This window comes from Rhizobium sp. RHZ01 (assembly GCF_014851595.1).
GTDB classification, from domain to species: domain Bacteria; phylum Pseudomonadota; class Alphaproteobacteria; order Rhizobiales; family Rhizobiaceae; genus Rhizobium; species Rhizobium altiplani.
Window position 1 is genome coordinate 45934 of the sequence record NZ_JACUZZ010000019.1, and the last position, 20659, is coordinate 66592.

Here is a 20659-nt window from a genome sequence, read left to right on the forward strand (position 1 = left end):
TCCGCTCGGTTGCACAGTCCTAAGTGGAGGCAACTCTTTCACGATATAGAGCGGTGGCATCGGGATAAAACGTCCTGATGACAAAAACCTGAGCGGGAATGCAACCGCAGCGATCTTTCACAAGAAAAGCGATCGCTGCTCGTTGCGGTACCCCGTCCGACTATAAGAGGCAGGTGAGGAACCACCTCGTGCGTCGGTTGGACATGCTACTAGAGGCCAGGTCGGCGCTAGGAGCCGGATTGGCGAGCCGCTGTGTCCAGCGCTATAAAATCCGCTTCATCGAGAGCGATGCTTGCCGCCTCTACGTTTTCCTCAAGATGCTTTACCTTGGAGGTTCCCGGTATCGGCAACATCACAGGGCTGCGTTTGAGCACCCACGCCAGAGCAATCTGGCTTGGCGTCGCGTCGTACCTCTTGGCCAATCTGTCGAGGATGGACCCTGGACGGGCAAGCTCGCCTGCGGCCAGCGGGTACCACGGTATGAAGCCAATGCCCTCGCGCTCGCAGTAGTCAAGCACGTCCTCGCTGGCGCGATCGACGAGGTTGTAGCGGTTCTGGACCGTCGCGACGGGAAAGACCTTTCGGGCGGCCTTTATGTCTTCAACCGAAACTTCGCTTAGGCCGGCATGGGCAATGATGTCCTGATCCAGGAGCATCTTGACCGCGCCGAATTGCTCGTCGCGAGGAACCTTCGGGTCTATGCGATGCAATTGCCACAAATCGATCCGGTCGACACGGAGTTTCTTGAGGCTGCCTTTCGCGCGCTCGAGAAGATAGTCCGGCCGCCCGTTTGGCGTCCAGAGATCCGGTCCTTCGCGGGTCAGCCCTGCCTTGGTCGCGATCAGCAGCCCCTTGTAAGGATGCAGCGCTTCGCTGATGAGTTCTTCCGAAACGTCGGGGCCGTAGGAATCTGCCGTGTCTATGAAGTTGACCGCGATCTCGGGCAGGCGACGCAGGGTTGCCAGTGCTCCGGCCTTGTCCGCAGGCGGTCCCCATATGCCGGGTCCGGTAATGCGCATGGCGCCGAAGCCGAGACGGTTGATCGCGATGCTACCGATCGAAAATTGGCCCGATGCAGCCGCTGAGATCGTGGAATTGCCTGGCACTGATCTTCTCCCGATTGCCTGTTAGGTGGATTTGCTCGGGCCTTAAGTGGAGCGGGCAGGGAGCAATGCAAGTCAGGACTGTTCAGACTTGACCGTGCGCCCGGAGATCAGACGCAGCCACGGCGGCAGGTGGAAAGCGCACATCAGCAGGTACATCATGGCCATGCCATCCAAGGGAAAGACATCCTGCATTGCGGAGCAGATTGTCTCTGCTCCGCCGCTTGCCATGGTGACAACCGCCATGATGGCGAAGGTGGGCGCTGCCGCAATACACAGCCAGTCGGCGATGTTTGCTGCATTGTCGGCCGGCTTCTCGACCGATGCGCTGCGCCTTGTCTGGTCGGAGGAAAGCATCGGCTCTACCTCCGGCCGTATTCGTCATGATGCCGCCACCAGATACCTTGCTCATTGCGGCCGAAGGGCGCGCGGTCGAGCCATTGATACACGCCCCAAATACCGTCCAGGCCGCGGGCATAGCTGGAGTAGGTGTGGTAGACCACGCCGTCCTCGAGCACGAAGGCGCTGAGGCCCGGCCTGTCGCGCGTATAGGTGGCGATGTCGGTTCCAGTCATCGCGGCGATCTGGCCGACCGGGGTCTCGCTGCCGCGCAACTTCCATTCCTGTACGGTTTCGCTCTCCTGCGGCCCCGGTGCAGGCGGTTCACGCCGGTAGTTATATTCTATCCCGCCTTCGCGCTGTTGCTGCTGGCTAAACAAAACGCTGAAGTCGAGGTTGAAATCGCTACCGAAGGAAGAGGCCCAGTCGAAGGTCCATCCCATCCGCTCTTTGAAGGCCTGTAGTTTGGGAAGCAGCGCGCGGGAAACGGCGGTGAAGGCGACGTCATGGTTCTCGAGGTGAACGACAACGCCGTTGAAGCCGTCCGCGATCGAGGAGCAAGAGGGGCATCCGGCTGTATAGTCAGGACCGAACATGAAGTGGTAGATGAGCAGTTGCGAGCGGCCCTTGAAAAGGTCGGCCAGCGAAGCGCTGCCGCTGTCGGTCTCGAACCTGTAGTCCTTGTCGATCCGTACCCACGGCAGTTCCTGACGGCGTTGTGCCAGCATGTCGCTGCGACGGGTCAGTTCCTTCTCTTCTGCGAGCAGGTCGAGCCGCGCCGCAAGCCATTCTTCGCGTGTGCCTGTCATGTGCATCGTCATCATACTTCTCCTCTTGGTGCCTGTTGACGTAGCATGCCGCTCCTTGCGGCTGCTTGGTGATCGTGAGCAGACTAGGACCGCAGTGGGCGAGGGTGGGAGTTACAAGTTTGACGGGATTTCGATGGACTCGATGATCATCGCCGCGGCGAGGCTGCTTGCGACAGGCGATCTTCTCGGTGCGCTGAAGAGGGTGGCGCTGCGGAATGACGCGCCCGCGCTCGCCCTTCGCGGCATCGCGATGGCCCAGCTCGGGGATCTCGCGAGGGCAAAGGTCCTGCTGAAGACGGCTGCCCGTGCGTTTGGGCCAAGGGAGCCGGTCGCACGGGCGCGCTGTCTCGTCGCCGAGGCGGAAATCGCTCTGGTCTCGCGCGATCTAACCTGGCCTGCCAAGACACTCAGCTCCGCGCGGGAAGTGCTCGAAGCGCATGATGACCGCTTGAACGCCGCACATGCGCGACATCTCGAAGCCAGGCGGTCGCTGCTCATCGGCCATCTCGACGAAGCCGAACGGCTGCTCGCCGGGGTCGATCCAACACCGCTCCCGCCGCCCTTGCGAACGGCGAACGAGCTTGTCGTCGCAGGGATCGCCATCCGCCGGCTCCAGACGGGCGTTGCGCGCGCGGCACTGCTCCGGGCGGAAAATGCGGCGAGGGAGGCGGGAATCCCCGCGCTTCGTGCGGAGGTCGAAGGGGTCTCCGAGGTTCTGAAGGCGCCGGCGGCGCGACTGACCAGCCGCGGCGAGGAGCGGTTGCTGCTGCTGCAAGAAGTCGAGACAGTCCTGTCGTCCGGCACGCTTGTCGTCGACGCGTGCCGCTACGTCGTGCGGGAGGGCGACGCGTTCGTGTCGCTGACAACGCGCCCGGTCTTGTTCGCGCTCGCCCGTGCACTGGCGGAGAGTTGGCCGGCGGATGTATCGAGGAACGCGCTCGTTGCCCGTGCATTCAGGGCGAAGGATGCCGATGAATCGCATCGCGCCAGGTTGCGCGTCGAAATCGGGCGGCTGCGCGGCGAGCTTCACCGCATAGCAGATATCAAGGCAACCAAGGACGGCTTTGTGCTCGCGCCGCGGCGTGCCGACCAGGTGGTCATCCTGGCTCCACCGGTCGAGGAGCAGCATGGTGAGATCCTTGCTTTTTTGGCCGATGGGGAGGCCTGGTCGAGTTCGGCGCTGGCAATCGCGATTGGTGCGAGCGCGCGCACCGTGCAACGCGCGCTTGATGCCCTCGCTGAAACGGGCAAGGTGCAGTTTTTCGGACGAGGACCAGCACGCCGCTGGACTATCCCGTCACTACCGGGATTCCCGTCAACTTTGTTACTCCCAGGTCCACTGCCCAACGACTAGGATAAGCCCATGAAACACTCCCAAGCTGAAATCCTTCGTGAATATGGCCCCTTTCCAGATGTGAAGCAGGTGGGCGGCGTGACCTTTGACGGTCGGAATGTCTGGTTCGCGTCCGGCGACAGGCTGAATGCCCTCGATCCCGATGTCGGTGAGGTCGTGAATACGATCGCCGTTGCGGCACACGCCGGAACGGCTTTCGATGGGCGCTATCTTTTCCAGATTGCCGAGGACAGGATCCAGAAGATCGACCCGAAGACGGGCGAGATAGTCTCGACGATTCCGGCCCCCGGCAATGGCGGTGATTCCGGGCTCGCCTGGGCGGAGGGAACGCTTTGGGTCGGAGAGTATCGCGGCCGGAAGATCCATCAGATTGATCCCGAAACCGGCGCTGTCCTTCGCAGTATCGAGTCCAACCGTTTTGTTACCGGGGTGACCTGGATCGGCGATGAGCTCTGGCATGCCACCTGGGAGGGCGACGAAAGCGATATCAGGCACATTGAACCAGAGACCGGGCAGGTCCTGGAACGGGTCGAGATGCCGGCTGGTATCGGTGTATCGGGACTTGAGTCCGATGGCGCGGACCGGCTGTTTTGCGGCGGTGGAAACAGCGGCAAGATCCGGGCCGTCCGCCGGCCGAAATAGTCAGACCGTGCTCGCGCATGTGCGCGGTCGGCGCGGGAAACCGCGAGTTCGGCCTGTGACTAGTCCAATGTCCTGCGGAAGCGGCGCACGGCGATGAACATGGCGACCGCCATCAGGCAGGCCAGGGCAGTGGTGTCGTAGGCAAGGGTCTGGATGCTGGCGCCCTTCAGCATGATTGCCCTGACGATCCGGATATAGTGGGTCAGCGGTAGTGCCTCACCGATCCATTGCGCCCATTGCGGCATGCCGGCGAACGGAAACATGAACCCAGACAGCAGGATATTCGGCAGGAAGAACATCATCGCCATCTGCATCGCCTGCAGCTGATTGGCCGCAATCGTCGAGAAGGTGTAGCCGATCGACAGATTGGTGATGACGAAGAGCGCGGTTGCGGCCGCGAGCGAAGCCGGGCTGCCGAGGATTGGAACGCCGAACACAAACAGGCCGGCCGTGATAATGAGCAGCGACTGGATGAGGCCGATCAGCACATAGGGCGCGATCTTGCCCAGCATGATTTCCAGCGGCTTGATCGGCATGGAAAGCAGGTTTTCCATGGTGCCGCGTTCCAATTCCCGGGTGACCGAAAGAGCCGTGAAGATCAGCAGCGTCATCGTCAGGATCGTGCCGAGCAAGCCGGGCACGATATTCAAAGTCGACGAACCGGCCGGATTGTAGCGCCGGTGCTGGACGATCGAGAATGCGGGCCTGGTCGGCTCGGAGAACTCGACCTGGCGGTCATTGGCGAGCGCCGACGTCACGATGCCTGATAGCGCACCCAGCGCCGAGCTCGATGCGACCGGATCGGTGGCATCGGCCGCGACCAGTAGCGAGGGCGTGTCGCCGCGCCGAAGCGAGCGTTCGAACCCTTCCGGAATTTCCACGACGAACAAAGCCCTGCCGGATTCCAGAAGCGAATCCATGTCTTCGGCTCGGGTAACGACAGAGCGGATCTGGAAGAAATCGGTGTTCTCGAGGGCGGCCAAAATAGATCGGCCGACATCCGTGTTCTCGCGCATCAACACAGCGGTCGGCAGATTGTGCGGCGTCGTGTTGATCGCAAAGCCGAACAAGAACAACTGCATGATCGGCAAGGCGACCATCGTCGCCAACGTTATGCGGTCGCGGGTCATCTGGATGAATTCCTTGATGGTCATCGCCCAGAAGCGCCCGAATGAGATGCCGTTGCGGTTTGCCGGTCGCGTCGTCATTGGAAATTATCCTCCGCGCGACGCATCAGGTCGATGAAGGCATCTTCCAACGTCGCTTCACCCTTTTGCCACTTGAGGTCGGGCCGTTCGCGATAAGGCGCGATTGCCTTTTCGAGCGCCTTCGGATCGCGGCCGGCAACATGCAGGCTGGTCCCAAACGGTGCCATCATGTCGATGCCCGGCACATTCTCAAGTTCGGACTGGAGACGATGCACCTCGGGCCCGGAGACGGTCCATGTCACGAGGCCGGTGCCGGCAATCACCTCGTCCACCGTTCCCTGCGCCAGCAGTTTGCCGTAGGCGATATAGGCGATCTCGTGGCAGCGCTCGGCCTCGTCCATGTAGTGGGTGGAGACCAGGACAGAGAGGCCGTCAGCGGCGAGGGCGTGGATCTCGTTCCAGAAGTCGCGGCGGGCTTTGGGGTCGACACCGGCGGTCGGCTCATCGAGGAGGAGTAGCGCCGGTTCGGGCAGGATACAGGCGCCGAGCGCGAGACGCTGTTTCCAGCCGCCCGAGAGCTCCCCCGCAAGCTGCTGTTCGCGGCCCTTCAGGCCAAGGCGGTCTATGGCGGCGCTTGCCTTGCCGCGGGCATCGGCCAGACCGTAGACGCGGGCGACGAACTCGAGGTTTTCCCGGATCGACAGATCCTGATAAAGCGAAAACTTCTGAGTCATGTAGCCGACACGGCGGCGAATACGATCGCTCTCGGTCAGGATGTCGAAGCCAAGACATGTGCCATTGCCGCTGTCTGGCGTCAGCAGACCACAGAGCATACGGATTGTCGTGGTCTTGCCGGAACCGTTGGGGCCAAGAAAGCCGTGGATGCGGCCCTTCTTGACCGTCATCGACACGTCATCGACCACCTTTCGGCTGCCGAAACTCTTGGTGAGGTGATGGACGTCGATGACGGTCTCCGGAGCATCGACGGCGATGGCTGTGTCGCTCATGGTCGCGCTCCCGCGGTGACATCCACCGGCTGGCCAGGACGCAGCGCCGTGGGATCGGTCGGGATCGCCTCGACGCGGTAGACGAGTTTGGCACGCTCATCGAGGCTGTAGATTACCGGCGGCGTGTATTCGGCGTTCTTTGAGATGAAGCTGATCGTCGCGTCGGTCGGCTGGCACGCGCTGCATGCAACGCGGATCGGCTGGCCCAGCGAGAAAAGCGCAAGCTCGGTTTCGGGTACGAAGAAGCGGACACGGATGTTCTCCGGCGGCAGGAGCGCCACGATCGGCCGGCCGGCAGGGACGACCTCACCCGCGCGATAGTAGATGGTCTCGATACTGCCTGTTGCCGGCGCCGAGACGAAGCGACGGGAGAGCGCGGCTTCCGCAGCGGCGAGATCGGCCTTTGCGACCGCGACTGCTTCCCTCGACTGGCGCAGCGTTTCGATGCGGGCAGGCAGGTTGGCGAGCGTGATCTGGCCGCGGACATTATCGAGGACGGCACGGTTGGCGGCTTCGGTGGCCGTCGCCGTATCGAGGTCCGCCTTTGTCGCGGTGCCGCGCTGGACCAGCACCCGGGTGCGGTCGAGCTCCTGTGCGGCAAGCTCCAGCCGGGCGATCGCCTCACGTTCGCTCGCGCGCAGTACATCGATCTCTTCCGGTCGCTTTTGCGCGGCCTCGGCGAGTTCCAGTTCTGCCTGCAGGCGCGCCAGCGAAGCGCGTGCGGAGCCGACGGCTGCCTCCTCGCTCCGCGAATCCAGGCTGAAGAGCGGCGAACCGGGCGCAGTCGCCTGGCCTTCGACGACGTCGAGCTTGACCAGCCGCCCGCCGGTGTCGGCGCCGATGAAAAGTGTGTCGGCCTCGACCCACCCCTGGTAGGCACGTTGAGACCTGTCAGAAAACAGGAGGGGCAGAGCGGCAAGTGCCGCGGCGGCCACGAGAGCGACGGTAAGGATTCGTCTCATATCGCGCCTCCTTGGGGCACGAAGAGCGTGTCGAGGAATGTGTCGAATAGCTTCTGCGCGTGGAGGTGCTCGTAGCCTTCGAAGAGCGTCGCCCAGACGATCGACATCAAAGCAGGCGCCATAACCAGTTGCGGAACGTCTGCGACGGCGGGATTGCGCAGTTCACCGCGTGCGGCGGCGCGGGCAAGCACGATCCGCAGGATCGCTAGACCCTTGGTGATGATCTCGCGGTAATAGAATTCGGTCACGACAGGGAACATCGGTCCTTCCGCGAGGATCAACCGCAGAAGGTGCCGGCGCTCTGTCTCCAAAACCTCGCGTTTGAAGATGGAATAGAACATCGCAACGGCGGCCCGCGCCGGGATCGCATCCTTCTCAACCATGCCGCCGACCTCGCCGAGGATCGGCGAGGCGATGCCGGAGACGAGATCGATGAACAGCCGCTCCTTGTCGGGAAAATGCAAGTACACCGTGCCCTTGGCGATGCCCGCCCGCGCCGCGACGTCCTCCATGCGGGTCGCCGCGAAACCGCGCTCCGCAAAGCAGGCGAAGGCGGCGGCGAGGATCTCGGCGCGGCGCTGCTCGGGGTCTCGTTTCTCCCGCTTTCTCTCTGCCATTCTCTTGCATCCAATTATGACTGACTGGACAGTCATTAACGCAACGTGCGCTTTTTCGCAAGCCGAGTCCGATGTGAAGCGGCCCTACGATGATGACGACGAACGGACATTCCGCGCTAAGGGGGCGAGGGCCTCATGATGGGGCGTCCTCACTCCAGACCGTCAACCGGTAGCGTCTTCGGAACGTGGCCATCGTCTCCTCACGACGGAGATGCGGATCGTCGACGACGGATCGCGTTTGTTGCCATTTCTCGTCAGCAGGTATCAACTGCGCCAGGCAGACACGAAAGAGGTTCAATTTCCATGATCGTTCAGGCCTGTATCAACGGCGCGCGGCCAATCGACTATCATCCGCAATTGCCTGTCACGGTTGAAGCAATCGCACGGGATGCCGCCGCCGTGGTCGCTGCCGGTGCCGCGGAACTCCACATTCATCCGCGTGCCGTTGACGGGAAGGAAAGTCTCGGCGCTGTTGATGAGACCATTGCTGCGGTTCGGGGCTCCTGTCCGGGTTCGTTTCTCGGCATATCCACCGGTGCCTGGATTGAAGGCGACGCGCACCGCACCCTTGAGGCCATTCGTTGCTGGAGTGTCCTGCCCGACTATGCGTCGGTGAACCTCTCGGAGGACGATGCCCCCGCCGTCATGGCATTGCTCCGCGATAAGGGAGTTGGGATTGAAGTCGGGTTGGCGTCAGTCGCGGATGCGGAGCGGTACATCGGACTTGAAGCCCATGAGCGCGTTTTGCGCATCCTCATCGAACTTGACAACGAACAGGACCTGAGGGGCGCTTTCGATGTCGCGGAGGGGATCGTCGGCACGCTACAGCGTGGGAATGTGCAGCGGTCCGTCCTGATGCATGGCTTCGACGCGACCGTCTGGCCGTTTGTCCGGCTGGCGAAGGAACGACGCTATTCCACCCGCGTCGGCCTGGAAGATGGAAAGCTCCTTCCCAGCGGGATGATCGCCGCGAACAATGCCGAGCTTGTCGCGGCGGCCGTCGAGATCTTTAGCAGCGAGAGCTGATCCTCGAGCCCGTGCCGCGAGCGCCAGCTCAACGCGGGCAGCTGGCGATGTATCGCCGACCGTAACGGTCACGGAAGTAGCACTGACCAGGCCGCCCAGCGACGTTGCCAATGACCGCGCCAGTGGCACCGCCGATCGCTGCGCCCACGGCGGCACCGCGCACGTTGCCGGTCGCCACGCCACCGATGACCGCGCCGGAGGCTGCACCAATTCCCGCGCCTTGCTCGGTGGGCGTGCATCCGGCAATCGTGGCCCCTGCCAGAAGCAGCAAAATCGACGTGCGTTTCATCTCGCTTTCCTTCCTGTTCGATTTAATTCGCGCGAGGGTAGATAGAGGGATTTCGGAAAAGACAATTGTTGCTTTTAGTTCGCCGCCAAGCCTGCTTCGTTCGATCAATCGACCGCTGGTATCTCCATTGCCTATTGGACCGCTTGCTCCAATTAAGATTGGGTTTCAACCAAAAGCAGGGTCCCATCATGAACGAGCGTGAAGAGAAAATCCGTCGTCGTGCTTATGAAATCTGGGAGCAGGAGGGGCGCCCGCACGGCCAGGATATGAAACACTGGCTACAGGCGTTCAAGGAATTCGGCCAGCAGGCAGACAATGCAAGCAAGCCGACGGCCAAGGCCAAATCCGCCAAGCCGCGCGCCGCGCCGAAACCCGCTGCCGACAAGCCTACGGCGAAGAAGACAAAGGCGGCCGCGATCGCGATAACGGCTGCGCCCGGAGACAAGCCCCGTCGCACGCGTTCTCCAAAGTCCGTCACGACACACTAATCGTCAGCGCCTTCCCCGCCCGGGCCAACGTGGTTTGACACAGGGCGTTCGGATGTCGGGCGCAGCTGTTGGACTTTGCGCAACTGGGCGGCGAAGACGACCGTGATCATCAGCGGCCTTCGCCTCGGAGCAAGTCACGCCAAAACCTTGGCCTCGACCGCGGCTGCGACAAAGGCATCTCTGGCGGCTTCCAGGTGTGCAAGGTGGTTCATGGCTTCCACGCACCGACGCTTCGCCGCCTCAACGTGCATGCTGCTTTGGAGTGGCCACCTGTGCTCCAGATAGTCAACAGCTTCAGCCGGACCATGAATATGTTCAGAGGGGCGCGTTCCAATCCGGATAGCCACCGGTGCGGCCCACCTTGGTTCGGTTGCATGGCTGATCGTGTTCATGATGAACCTCCTCTCTGCCAACAAACGATAAGCGGGATGTAGGTGTTCGCGGGAGCCGTTCAACACCTATCCCGCCCTCAAGACGATGCCTCGACAACATATTGATGCGAGGCTGTTTCGGCAGCCAACTCGACGCGAGTCAGTGGACACTTGGCAGTCTTGCCGATACGGCGAAGTCCTCCGCCACAAGTTCGCTGATTGCGATCAGAACCTCTTCAGCGGTAAAGCCGGATGCTATCGTCGTTCGGATCAGATCCTGAAGATCCGGCTCGATCACCTCCCGGCAGTCTTCGAGTCGTTCGTCCGAAACAGTCAAGCTATGCAGTTCTTCCATAATCGACCCTTTCTTGGGGTGGAATGCCGCCGAGGACTCCCGGCGGTCATCTTATAAAGTTATCGGCCCGATGAGCGGCGCTTGGGCGAGGCCAGGAGACCTTCGCGCTGCAACTTCTTGCGGTTGGCCTTGCGTTGTCTGGCGATCGCCTGTGCTCGTTCGCGCACGCGTCGCTCCGATGGCTTCTCGTAAGCCCGGCGTTCCTTCATTTCGCGGAAAACACCCTCGCGCTGCATCTTCTTTTTCAATGCGCGCATGGCCTGTTCGACGTTGTTGTCTCTGACAATGACCTGCATCTTTTTCTCCTTGTTGTTGCGATTGAGTGCCTCTCAGCCAAGCTGCTCGGCGATCAGCTCCTGCAGCTCACGACGGGTGAGAAGGCAGGGGTAAGGTTTCCAGTTCTTGTCCGGGCGGCGAGCGGCGTCATCGCGCTCGCGCGGACTCGCCGCTGGGGCGGCGGCGGTAATGGGTTTGTTCAATTGAAGTCCTTTGCCGCACTGGCGGCATGCTCGACATGGCGACCTTTGTTTCCATCACGCAGACCGGAGGAAACGCAGTGAGATGGGACGCACGATGCGTCGACCATGTCAGGTTCGAATTTTTCGGGTGACCGCCATAAGATGGGAACGCGAGCGATGCGTTGCAAGGCTTCGTTGCGTCATACGCCCGTCGCCTACGCCGTCGACGCTGCTTGCTCTATGTTGCGGGCGACATTGCGGCCAAACTCTGAGAGGGCGTCTCTAAGCGTCGGTCCGCTGAGATTTTGGTTGGGATTTTGGCGAGGTCACCGCAAAACAGACGATGTGAGTTTTGCAGTGACCTCTTGATGACTAGGAAATGTAATCATCCAAGCACATGCTACCTGAAGTATGGAAATAGGGAATTTATCACATACGGTAATCCACACAGAACTTTGGGAGCTGTCACCTGTTTCGCGGATGTCCGCTATGAACCTTTCGGGGAATGCCGGGCTCGAATGGTGATCCGCCGTTCGTAGCCGACCCCAATTCGGATGATGCTCTTTCCGCTGCGGGTCAGGATGTCCCAGGTCCGAATTTTCGAAGAAAGCCGCGGCGACTGTCTCGGTCCTACTGGCGCCGAGTGATCTTCGCAATTTTCCGCGACGCATACATCGCATCCGATTAAATCGCAAATGTATTGACCTCGCGATCCTGTTTGTGTACTTAAAGCGCATCCGAGTTATTCGTGTACGAAGTAAATCAACAGAAAGGGACTTTGCTATGAGGCAAGGGAAAAGGTTCATGGAGCCAGCCGACGATGCCGTGCAAACCGATGAACGCGCGATGGGCGGCCAACACCCAAACGCGCCCCAGGCCTATAGTGAGTTTTCGCGAGTGCTTGACCCGTCTATCTATGAGGCGCTGCCCGACGATTGGCTGGTCGGCATAACAGACGTCGTCGGTTCGACGTCCGCGATCAAGTCCGGGCGCTATGAAGACGTCAACTATGCCGGCGCATCGGTGATTGCCGCGGTTGGGAATGCCTGGGGCGACTTTGATTTCCCCTTTGTGTTTCGCGGAGACGGTGCGGCATTCGCGCTGCCACCGCAGGGGATCATGACCGCGACATCAGCGTTGCGGCAGGTTGTCGCCTTTGCCAAGACCAATCTCAACCTTGCTCTCCGGGCCGGCCACCTGTCCGTGGGCGAGATACGTGCCAACGGACGCGACGTGCGCGTCGCGCGCTACGCCGCCTCTGAAGACGCGACTTACGCGATGTTTGCCGGCGGCGGTCTCAAGTGGGCAGAGCGGCAAATCAAGAACGGCCGATATCTGGTGAAGCCAGGCAGCTACACAACCGAGCCCGATCTGACCGGCCTGAGCTGCGATTGGGAGCCGTTTCCGAGCCAGAGGGGCGAGATCCTGTCGCTACTGGTCGAGCCATCCGAGGGCCGGAGCCCCGAAGCCTTCGCGGCATTGGCGAAGTGCGTGCTTTCCGTTCTCGACGCCGGCACGCGGCAAGCCCATCCCCTGTCGCGGGATACCGCCATCACCAAGGACAGGGCGAGGTCGGTCAACCTCGAAACCTGGTTGGCGGTCGCCTCCAACTCAGACTTCCGCAAATTTGACGATGGCCTGCGTCTAACGTTGGATTGCACACGCGAACAGATTGAAGCGGTCGAAGCCATCCTGGTTGCAGCAAAGGCGCGGGGTGAGGTCAACTTCGGACTGCATCGCCAATCTCACGCGCTCATGACCTGCTTCGTGCCTTCGGGCAAACCAGATTCGCATCTGCACTTTCTGGACGGCATGGGTGGCGGATACGCCAAGGCGGCCGAGATGATGGAGGCAAATGAGCTTCCGATGGTGTCAGCTCGCTAGGGTAAACGCTGCCCGACGCGCGTCCCATTCAGGAGAATTGCCGGCGTACTGCCACTGCAGCCCCTAACCGTGGCTGCGCGCTAGATGGACGTTCGGGCGGAGAGAGGATGTGGCGCGCCGCGCTGGCACCTCAACCACGCCGGGCGGCTTCGATCACCGCAACGTCAATCTTCTTCATGGTCATCATCGCATCAAAAGCACGCTTTGCCTGATCACCGCCTGCCGCAAGCGCGTCGGTCAGGATGCGCGGTATGATCTGCCAGGACACACCCCACTTGTCCTTGCACCAGCCACACTCGCTCTCTTGACCGCCATTGCCGACAATGGCGTTCCAATAGCGGTCGGTCTCCGCCTGATCCTCCGTTGCGATCTGAAATGAGAAGGCTTCGGTCTGCTTGAATACTGGACCGCCATTCAAGGCGATGCACGGAATGCCCGCAACCGTGAATTCGACAACCAATACATCTCCCTGCTTGCCGTCTGGATAGTCTCCAGGTGCGCGAATGACGGCGTCCACTGCGCTATCGGGAAAAGTTTCGGCGTAAAACCGGGCGGCAGCCTCACCATCTTTGTCGTACCACAGGCAGATCGTGTTCTTTGCCATTGCGCGGGTCCTTTCGGTCTCCGTTTCGGATCTCCTTCCTCAGATAAGGGGCAACCCGTCTTTCTCCACCCTATGCAGGCGATTTCACGCGCGCAGTTGCCAAGCGCCATGCCAATCGCCGGGATGGAAGTTCTCCTTGGTGGCATCTGCACCTGAGGCGGCGGAGCGCCGAATACATCGACGCTCACGGGCGCAGTAGAGATCAATCCTTTGCCGATCCGTCCTGCGTTGCCTTCAGGAGGTTGTTGCGCAGGCGTACCACGGATTTCTGCACGACTGGGAAGTCCTCTCCGAGGCCGGTCGCATCGACCAGTGGCGCGCCGGGATCCGCAGCGACAAGGTCGCGTCCAGCCGCCGTCAGGCTCAATCGTACCTGCCGCTCATCAGCGGGATCGCGTTTGCGGCGGATATAGCCCAGAGATTCAAGTTTTTTGAGCATGGGGGTCAGCGTGTTCGATTCCAGGAATAGCTTTTCGCCCAGTGTTCCGACCGTCTGGTCGTCTTTATCGGAGAGGGCAACCAGCGCGATGTATTGAGTGTAGGTCAGGTTCAGCTGGTCCAGGATCGGCTTGTACGCACGGCCGAAGGCCAGGTTTGCGGAATAGACCGCGAAGCATAGGAAGTTCGAAAGCTTGTTGTTCTTGCTGTCGGCCTCGCCGGAAACGGGCGCCTCTGTCTCCAGGGTTTTGGCGGTTTTGGATGCGGACATGGGAGATCCTACTCGGTTGCTTTTCGCTTCTCTCTATATAAATCGCATCCGATTAAATCGCAATGGTATTGACGACACCTTTCGAGCAACATATTTAGATCGTATTCGATTAAAGCGGATGCGAATGAAAAGCTGACCCGAAAGGATTTTACGATGACTGAGAAGCTCCTCTTTACCGGCAAGACCCATAACAAGGGTGGTCGCGACGGTTTCACACGCAGCAGCGATGGCGAGCTGGATCTTCGCCTGTCGCAGCCGCACCCGGCTGCCGAACGCCTTTTTGGCGCCGCATGGTCTGCTTGTTTCATTGGCGCCATCGAGCTCGCTGCAGCCCAGAGAAAGATCAAGCTGCCCGTCGAGCCCGAGATCGACACGGAAATCGATCTGAACGCCGACGGCGGATCCTTTTTTCTGCGCGCGCGGCTCAACGTCAGCCTGCAGGGCATCGACCGAGATGTCGCAGAGGAACTGATCCACGCAGCGCACGAGATCTGCCCGTACTCCAAGGCAACGCGCGGCAATATCGACGTGGCGCTCAATCTCATCTGAACGGATGAAGAACGCGCCCGGCGCAGCGCTACATCGGCGCCGGCCCTGCTGAGGTAAACTCATGTGACGTTCCGGCAATCCGCCGGAGCACCCAAGGAGAAACAGGAATGCGTGATGTCGTCGAATTGCAGTTCGATCTCACCCCTCCCACACAAGAACAGATGCAGCAGCTTGTGGCGGATCTCAGTGAGGACGACCGTCATCTGCTCTTGGAACATGGCGAGGAGGCGCCGTTTTGTGGCGTCTTCCTCCACGAGCGACGCGAGGGGCTCTATACTTGCCGCCTCTGCGGTCTTCCCCTGTTCAAGGCCGTTTCCAAATTCGAAAGCGGGACAGGCTGGCCGAGCTTCACTGCGCCTGCCGCCAAGGATCACCTGCGGCGCATTCGCGATACCCGCTACGGCATGGTCAGAACAGAGATCGTTTGCGCACGCTGCGGCGCGCATCAGGGGCACGTCTTTCTCGACGGCCCGCCTCCGACAGGCGAGCGCTTCTGCATAAATTCAGGGTCGCTCGAGTTCACGCCGAAAGGGCAGCCGCTCCCTGACAAGCTTGGACGCGGTCGTCCCGAGGGCGAGCTTGCGCGGTAGTTGCGGGTTCGATAACTCAGACGATCGGCGCCAGCGTTAGGCGGTTATTAACGCTGGCGCACGACTTCACCTTCATTTGCGAGCAAATGGAGCGCGGGTCCGCCCACTGGTGATTGCGCTATGCGCAGGTCCGTCTATCTTGGCCCTGAGTGCTCAAGCGCAGTGCAACCGGGGCAGGGATCATGAAAGCCGCCTTCCACAAGACCTTGATGATCCTCGTCGCTTTAGCGCCGTCGGTGGCCTCAGCTCAGTCAGGCGGCTGGCAATCCGACGGCAGAGGGACGAGCACCTGGCAAGTGTCGCCATCGGAAGGCACCTGCAACGTCAGCCAAGCGCAAAACAGGGCACGGCGAGCAGGTATCCGTCGGACTGACCTGGTCTATCGCGACGAGAACGTCGTGACGCTGAGAGGGCTGACCGAGTGGGGTGAACGCCGCGATATCACCTTTGCCAACATTCGAGGATGTCCTGAGATCGGCTTTCAGGATCTGCAACCGAGCCAACCCAGGCGCTGAGGTTAACCACGACCGTTGACCGGACGCCGGTCCCTCGAGGTAATTGAGCGCGACGGTTCCTCAGGCTGGGTAACGCTGTAGCCATGCTGCCAGCCTATAAAATGCTTGTGACCTGATGTTGGGGCAGCAAATAATCTTCGTGACGCGCTGCGGTCGTTTTGCACGTCGCTCCATCGCGGTCTCGCCCGACCTGCGTCGAATTCCGTATGCTACCGTAAAATACGTTGGTGCCGTGGACCGAATGGACTTATGCTGCATGTGCGAACAAAGCGCATGAATGACGGTGCGGTTAACTATTCACAGTGCAGACGCAGATCGCGAATACACTCCGAGCATAAGTCTTTGACCTCTCGCCGAGAGGGTGAACGAGGAGATTTGGCATGCGGTACCCTTCGTATCTTCCGACAGCTGATTTCGCCACTCACTTCGGTCCTGCGGGCTTCTTTTTCGACTATGCCATGGATGCCACGCAGCGCAGCGTGCTGTTCTGGGATGTCATGCGAAAGCGCGGCAACCAATATCGGGCTCACGCCGAAGCGACGGCGCCGCATGTACTGAGCTTCACGCCGGAGATCGTCATTGATGGACGTTCCCTCCCGAGACCCGTCAACTACGCGCTGGTTCGGATCGTCCCGCCCAAGGGGATCGAGGTTGACGACACGCGCCGGCCGTTCGTTGTCGTCGATCCGAGAGCCGGACACGGGCCCGGCATCGGCGGCTTCAAGGCGGACAGCGAGATCGGTGTCGCGCTCAAGGCTGGGCATCCTTGCTATTTCATCGGCTTCCTCCCACAGCCAGTGCCGGGGCAGACGATCGAAGACATTGCGCAGGCCGAGGCTGCTTTTCTTGTAAAGGTGATTTCCCTGCATCCTCAGGCGGACGCCAAGCCCTGTGTGATTGGAAATTGCCAGGCCGGATGGGCCGTCATGATGCTGGCCGCCATGCGCCCGGAACTGTTCGGCTCGGTCATCATTGCCGGCGCGCCGCTGTCCTATTGGGCCGGCGAACGCGGCAAATACCCGATGCGCTACTCGGGTGGGTTGCTCGGCGGCAGCTGGCTGACGGCGCTTACCAGCGACCTCGGACACGGGCAGTTCGACGGCGTATGGCTGGTGCAGAATTTCGAGAACCAGAACCCGGCCAACACGCTCTGGACCAAGCAGTACAACCTCTACTCCAAGATCGACACCGAGGCGCCGCGCTATCTCGGCTTCGAAGAGTGGTGGGGCGGGCACGTCAGCCTGAATGCCGAAGAGATCCAATTCATCGTGGACGAGCTCTTCGTCGGCAATAATCTGGCGGCGGGCCGCATAAAGACATCGAATGGCGAGGCGATCGACCTACGCAATATTCGCGCGCCGATCGTCGTCTTCTGCTCGAAAGGGGACAACATCACGCCGCCCGCGCAGGCGCTCGGCTGGGTGCTGGACCTCTACGACGATGTGAACGAGATACGTTCGCACGGGCAGACGATCGTCTACACGGTACATGAAACGATCGGCCATCTCGGGATCTTCGTGTCTGCGAGCGTTGCCCGCAAGGAGCACGGCGAGTTCTCCAGCAATATCGACCTGATCGATGCGCTGCCGCCCGGTCTCTACGAAGCGACCTTCGAAGCAAGGACAGACGAGACCATCGGCGGAGACCTGGTCGAGGGCGATTGGATCATGCGATGCGAGGCAAGAACGCTCGACGATATCCGTGAGCTCGGTTGCAATGACGCCGAGGACGATCGCCGCTTTGCGACCGTCGCAAAGGTCTCGGACATCAACCTGTCGCTCTACAAGACGTTCCTCCAGCCTTTCGTCCGCGCCATGGTGCCCGACTGGGCGGCGGAACAATTGCGGGCAACGCACCCGCTGCGGCTGCAATATGAGCTCTTCTCCGACGTTAATCCCTGGATGGCGCCGATTGCGGATCTCGCTGTCGAGGTGGCGGACGAACGTCGTCCGGTTCCTGCGGACAATCCGTTTCTGGCCATGGAGCAGGCCGTCTCGCGCCAGATGGTAGCGGGGCTGGACGCCTGGCGCGAGGGGATGGAGGCGCTGAGTGAGGCGACCTTTCTCACTGTTTATGGGTCTCCGCTGCTGCAGGCGGCTGTCGGTATCGATCCGTCCGATGCAACGCCACATCGGCGCGCGGCCAAGACCGGCATGCATGTCCAGATGCTCAAGGCGAGGATCGAGGAACTCAAGGCGCAAATCGGCAACGGCGGGCTTCGGGAGGGCATGGCGCGCAGCCTGCTTTACGTCGCGATGGCGAGTGGCGCAGCCGATGAGCGTGGCTTTGCCGCCATCCGCCGGATGCGGCGCGCCGAGGACGGAATGCCGGCAATGACGCTCAGCGAATTCAAGGCGTTAATCCGCGATCAGTTCTTCATGCTGCTGATCGATGAGGAAGACGCCGTGAACGCGATCCCCCGCCTGCTGCCGGCGGAGGAGGGCGGTCGCCGCCAAGCATTGGATTCGCTTCGGCAGGTTCTGAATGCGCGGGGTCCGCTTTCGGAAGAAGCCGAGAAGCGGTGGCAGAGGATCATCGGGCTCTTCGACGTTGGCAGCGAGACCGTCGCCGAGCCCGTAACGCCGCCGATGAAGCCCACCCCGGTCAAGGCTGTCAGACGCGGGGCTTGAACCCGGTCTTTTCAACATGGAGCAGACGCAGATGCCGGATCTGAACAACGCCAGGGAAGAAGCCGAGAGTCATGAGAAATACGAGCGGCTGATCGCTAAAGCAAAGCAGGTTCCGCGGATGCGAACGGTCGTCGTCCATCCTTGCGATGAGACGTCGCTGCGCGGCGCTGTCGAAGCAGCCGAGGTCGGGCTGATGCATCCGATCCTTGTCGGGCCGGTGGAAAAGGTGCGTGCGGTCGCAAAATCGCACGGCCTCGATATCTCGCCGTTCGAACTGATCGACACGCCGCACAGCGACGCGGCCGCGGCAAAGGCAGTGGAAATCATCCGCGAAGGCGGTGCTGAACTGCTGATGAAGGGCAGCCTGCACACGGACGAGCTCATGCGGGCCGTGACCTCATCAGCCACAGGACTGAGGACAGCGCGGCGGATCAGCCATGTCTTCGTCATGGACGTCCCGCATCATGCGGAAACGCTCTTCATCACCGACGCAGCCATCAACATCGCGCCGGATCTCGACGCCAAGCGGGACATTATCCAGAACGCCATCGACCTTTTCACGCAGATCGGCCTTGGCACGCCGCGGGTGGCGATCCTTTCGGCCGTCGAGACGGTCACGTCGAAGATCCCTTCGACAATCGACGCCGCCGCGCTCTGCAAGATGGCCGAGCGCGGACAGATTACCGGCGGTATTCTCGACGGACCGCTTGCCTTCGACAATGCAATCGACCCGGAAGCGGCGAGGATAAAGGGTATCCACTCTCCGGTTGCCGGCCACGCCGAAATCCTCGTCGTTCCCAATCTGGAAGCCGGCAACATGTTGGCGAAGAACCTCACCTTCCTGGCAAGGGCAGATGCAGCTGGCATCGTGCTCGGTGCGCGCGTGCCGATCATCCTGACATCGCGGGCAGATTCGGTGCGGGCCCGTCTTGCCTCTTGCGCCGTCGGCGTCTTGCTTGCCGATGCGCGCCGCCGCACGGCACCGATACAGGGTGGTTGAGGCCATGGACACCATCCTCGTCGTGAATGCCGGTTCGTCCAGCCTGAAGTTCGAGGTATTTTCGGTCGCGGACTCGTTGGAGCGGCTGATCAAGGGGCAGATGGAGGGGATCGGCACCGCGCCGCACCTGACCGTCAAGAGCGCCGGCGGCGAGCGGCTGGAGAACGAAAATCATCCACCCGAAACCGTTCCCGATCTGCCGGCGGCGATGCGGCTGGTGGGGGAGTGGTTGCGTCAGAGGCAGCAGGGCCGGTTGGTTGCTGTCGGCCACCGGGTTGTTCATGGCGGTCCGAACCATTCACGTCCAGCGCGCATCAATGAGGAGTTGCTCCGCGAATTGGAGCAATACACGCCGCTGGCGCCCTTGCACCAGCCCAACAACCTCGCGCCGATCCGTGTGTTGCTGGAACGCCAGCCGCAGCTTGCACAGGTCGCCTGCTTCGACACCGCCTTTCATCGCGGCCATGACCCAATGACGGACCACTATGCCATTCCGGCGCACTATTTCGACGAGGGTATCCGGCGCTATGGTTTTCACGGGCTGTCCTACGAATATGTGGCCGGACGCCTGGCCGAGATCGCGCCTGACGTTGGCAACGGACGGGTCATCGTCGCGCATCTCGGGAGCGGCGCATCCATGTGCGCGCTGTATAAGGGGCTAAGCGTCGAGAGCACGCTCGGATTCACGGCGCTCGACGGGTTGCCGATGGGCACGCGATGCGGGCAGATCGATCCTGGTGTACTTCTCTACCTGCTCCAGCAGCATGGAATGACGGCACCGCAGTTGCAGGATCTCCTCTACAAGGAGTCGGGCTTCAAGGGGCTTTCCGGCATCAGCAACGACGTGCGCGACCTGCTTGCCAGCGACGACGCCGGCGCGAGGCTCGCGCTCGACCATTTCGTGCATCGCATCGGCCTCAATGCCGGCGCGCTGGTTGCGGCCCTCGGCGGGCTGGACGCCTTCGTGTTTACGGCGGGTGTCGGTGAAAATTCAGCGGTGATGCGCGCCCGGATTGCCAAAAAACTTGGCTGGCTTGGAGCGTCGCTCGACCCAGCACGAAACGAGGCCAGTGAGTTGCTCGTCTCGAGCGACGACAGCAAGGTCGCTCTTTATGTGGTGCCGACCGACGAGGAACTGATGATCGCACGGCATACGTTCGCGCTTATCGCTGCATAGGCGCCTGCCACACCTATTGAGCTGAAGAGAGGG

General features: G+C 61.2%; 25 protein-coding genes. 11 read left to right on the forward strand and 14 right to left on the reverse strand.

The window, feature by feature from the left end; translation table 11 throughout:
* Positions 1 to 227 precede the first annotated feature (227 nt).
* The 3 genes from IB248_RS19535 to IB248_RS19545 all read right to left on the reverse strand — a co-directional run bounded on the left by IB248_RS19535 (position 228) and on the right by IB248_RS19545 (position 2263).
* A complete protein-coding gene (locus IB248_RS19535) occupies positions 228 to 1106 on the reverse strand; it encodes an aldo/keto reductase (RefSeq protein WP_169682244.1) in 879 nt (292 codons plus the stop codon).
* A gap of 72 nt (positions 1107 to 1178) precedes the next feature.
* Positions 1179 to 1460: a hypothetical protein gene (locus IB248_RS19540; RefSeq protein WP_192241553.1), complete on the reverse strand. Its 282-nt coding sequence runs from the start codon at positions 1458 to 1460 to the stop codon at positions 1179 to 1181.
* Positions 1461 to 1465: 5 nt separating this feature from the next.
* Complete coding sequence (locus IB248_RS19545; protein WP_018117176.1) at positions 1466 to 2263, reverse strand: thioredoxin family protein; 798 nt, start codon at positions 2261 to 2263, stop codon at positions 1466 to 1468.
* Positions 2264 to 2384: 121 nt separating this feature from the next.
* Between IB248_RS19545 and IB248_RS19550 the strand changes: the two genes are divergently transcribed.
* Both IB248_RS19550 and IB248_RS19555 read left to right on the forward strand, forming a co-directional pair.
* Positions 2385 to 3605, forward strand: coding sequence for a helix-turn-helix domain-containing protein (locus IB248_RS19550; protein ID WP_192241554.1), 1221 nt, complete (start codon positions 2385 to 2387; stop codon positions 3603 to 3605).
* A gap of 9 nt (positions 3606 to 3614) precedes the next feature.
* Entirely contained in the window at positions 3615 to 4247 is a 633-nt protein-coding gene (locus IB248_RS19555; RefSeq protein WP_018857285.1) for a PQQ-binding-like beta-propeller repeat protein, read from the forward strand.
* 59 nt (positions 4248 to 4306) lie between these two features.
* On the opposite strand, the gene IB248_RS19560 is transcribed toward IB248_RS19555, so the two are convergent.
* The 4 genes from IB248_RS19560 to IB248_RS19575 are packed head-to-tail and all read right to left on the reverse strand — an operon-like array spanning position 4307 to position 7981.
* Positions 4307 to 5455, reverse strand: a complete 1149-nt coding sequence (locus IB248_RS19560; RefSeq protein ID WP_018117179.1) for an ABC transporter permease — start codon at positions 5453 to 5455, stop codon at positions 4307 to 4309.
* Positions 5452 to 6402 (reverse strand): ABC transporter ATP-binding protein, encoded by a 951-nt coding sequence (locus IB248_RS19565; protein WP_018857286.1) that lies wholly within the window; start codon positions 6400 to 6402, stop codon positions 5452 to 5454. The genes IB248_RS19560 and IB248_RS19565 overlap by 4 nt, the downstream gene beginning before the upstream one ends.
* The gene (locus IB248_RS19570) at positions 6399 to 7364 is read right to left on the reverse strand and encodes an HlyD family efflux transporter periplasmic adaptor subunit (protein WP_018857287.1); all 966 of its coding nucleotides are present in this window, start codon (positions 7362 to 7364) and stop codon (positions 6399 to 6401) included. Before IB248_RS19570 ends, IB248_RS19565 begins: the two co-directional genes overlap by 4 nt.
* Positions 7361 to 7981 (reverse strand): TetR/AcrR family transcriptional regulator, encoded by a 621-nt coding sequence (locus tag IB248_RS19575; RefSeq protein ID WP_018857288.1) that lies wholly within the window; start codon positions 7979 to 7981, stop codon positions 7361 to 7363. Before IB248_RS19575 ends, IB248_RS19570 begins: the two co-directional genes overlap by 4 nt.
* A gap of 303 nt (positions 7982 to 8284) precedes the next feature.
* Here IB248_RS19575 and IB248_RS19580 point away from each other — a divergent pair, with 303 nt between their 5' ends.
* Positions 8285 to 9007, forward strand: coding sequence for a 3-keto-5-aminohexanoate cleavage protein (locus IB248_RS19580; protein ID WP_018857289.1), 723 nt, complete (start codon positions 8285 to 8287; stop codon positions 9005 to 9007).
* A gap of 28 nt (positions 9008 to 9035) precedes the next feature.
* Here the strand turns inward: IB248_RS19580 and IB248_RS19585 are convergent, their stop codons facing one another.
* Positions 9036 to 9296, reverse strand: coding sequence for a YMGG-like glycine zipper-containing protein (locus IB248_RS19585; protein WP_018857290.1), 261 nt, complete (start codon positions 9294 to 9296; stop codon positions 9036 to 9038).
* Between the two features lie 188 nt (positions 9297 to 9484).
* Between IB248_RS19585 and IB248_RS19590 the strand changes: the two genes are divergently transcribed.
* A complete protein-coding gene (locus tag IB248_RS19590; protein WP_018857291.1) occupies positions 9485 to 9784 on the forward strand; it encodes a DUF2934 domain-containing protein in 300 nt (99 codons plus the stop codon).
* A 134-nt stretch (positions 9785 to 9918) separates the two neighbouring features.
* On the opposite strand, the gene IB248_RS19595 is transcribed toward IB248_RS19590, so the two are convergent.
* The 4 genes from IB248_RS19595 to IB248_RS19610 all read right to left on the reverse strand — a co-directional run bounded on the left by IB248_RS19595 (position 9919) and on the right by IB248_RS19610 (position 10989).
* Positions 9919 to 10176: a DUF982 domain-containing protein gene (locus tag IB248_RS19595; RefSeq protein WP_018117187.1), complete on the reverse strand. Its 258-nt coding sequence runs from the start codon at positions 10174 to 10176 to the stop codon at positions 9919 to 9921.
* Between the two features lie 139 nt (positions 10177 to 10315).
* Positions 10316 to 10510 carry a hypothetical protein gene (locus IB248_RS19600; protein WP_018117188.1) on the reverse strand — a complete coding sequence of 65 codons (195 nt, stop codon included), beginning with the start codon at positions 10508 to 10510 and terminating at the stop codon, positions 10316 to 10318.
* A gap of 59 nt (positions 10511 to 10569) precedes the next feature.
* Entirely contained in the window at positions 10570 to 10806 is a 237-nt protein-coding gene (rpsU, locus tag IB248_RS19605; RefSeq protein ID WP_018857293.1) for a 30S ribosomal protein S21, read from the reverse strand.
* A 33-nt stretch (positions 10807 to 10839) separates the two neighbouring features.
* Entirely contained in the window at positions 10840 to 10989 is a 150-nt protein-coding gene (locus IB248_RS19610; protein ID WP_167354905.1) for a hypothetical protein, read from the reverse strand.
* Positions 10990 to 11814: 825 nt separating this feature from the next.
* On the opposite strand from IB248_RS19610, the gene IB248_RS19615 reads away from it, so the two are divergent.
* Positions 11815 to 12852: a DUF3095 family protein gene (locus IB248_RS19615; RefSeq protein ID WP_113471296.1), complete on the forward strand. Its 1038-nt coding sequence runs from the start codon at positions 11815 to 11817 to the stop codon at positions 12850 to 12852.
* A gap of 130 nt (positions 12853 to 12982) precedes the next feature.
* Here the strand turns inward: IB248_RS19615 and IB248_RS19620 are convergent, their stop codons facing one another.
* Both IB248_RS19620 and IB248_RS19625 read right to left on the reverse strand, forming a co-directional pair.
* Positions 12983 to 13456 (reverse strand): VOC family protein, encoded by a 474-nt coding sequence (locus tag IB248_RS19620; protein WP_018857296.1) that lies wholly within the window; start codon positions 13454 to 13456, stop codon positions 12983 to 12985.
* A gap of 202 nt (positions 13457 to 13658) precedes the next feature.
* Positions 13659 to 14165 carry a MarR family transcriptional regulator gene (locus tag IB248_RS19625; RefSeq protein ID WP_018857297.1) on the reverse strand — a complete coding sequence of 169 codons (507 nt, stop codon included), beginning with the start codon at positions 14163 to 14165 and terminating at the stop codon, positions 13659 to 13661.
* Between the two features lie 153 nt (positions 14166 to 14318).
* Here IB248_RS19625 and IB248_RS19630 point away from each other — a divergent pair, with 153 nt between their 5' ends.
* The 6 genes from IB248_RS19630 (at position 14319) to IB248_RS19655 (ending at position 20626) form a co-directional block, all read left to right on the forward strand.
* Entirely contained in the window at positions 14319 to 14714 is a 396-nt protein-coding gene (locus tag IB248_RS19630) for an organic hydroperoxide resistance protein (RefSeq protein WP_018857298.1), read from the forward strand.
* Positions 14715 to 14821: 107 nt separating this feature from the next.
* On the forward strand, positions 14822 to 15304 hold the full coding sequence (gene msrB / locus IB248_RS19635) for a peptide-methionine (R)-S-oxide reductase MsrB (RefSeq protein WP_018857299.1): 483 nt from the start codon (positions 14822 to 14824) through the stop codon (positions 15302 to 15304).
* A gap of 182 nt (positions 15305 to 15486) precedes the next feature.
* A complete protein-coding gene (locus tag IB248_RS19640) occupies positions 15487 to 15819 on the forward strand; it encodes a hypothetical protein (RefSeq protein ID WP_018117196.1) in 333 nt (110 codons plus the stop codon).
* A 380-nt stretch (positions 15820 to 16199) separates the two neighbouring features.
* The gene (locus IB248_RS19645; protein ID WP_192241555.1) at positions 16200 to 18449 is read left to right on the forward strand and encodes a DUF3141 domain-containing protein; all 2250 of its coding nucleotides are present in this window, start codon (positions 16200 to 16202) and stop codon (positions 18447 to 18449) included.
* Between the two features lie 31 nt (positions 18450 to 18480).
* Positions 18481 to 19449, forward strand: coding sequence for a phosphate acetyltransferase (locus tag IB248_RS19650; protein WP_245267953.1), 969 nt, complete (start codon positions 18481 to 18483; stop codon positions 19447 to 19449).
* 4 nt (positions 19450 to 19453) lie between these two features.
* Entirely contained in the window at positions 19454 to 20626 is a 1173-nt protein-coding gene (locus tag IB248_RS19655) for an acetate/propionate family kinase (RefSeq protein WP_018857302.1), read from the forward strand.
* Positions 20627 to 20659: the final 33 nt, after the last annotated feature.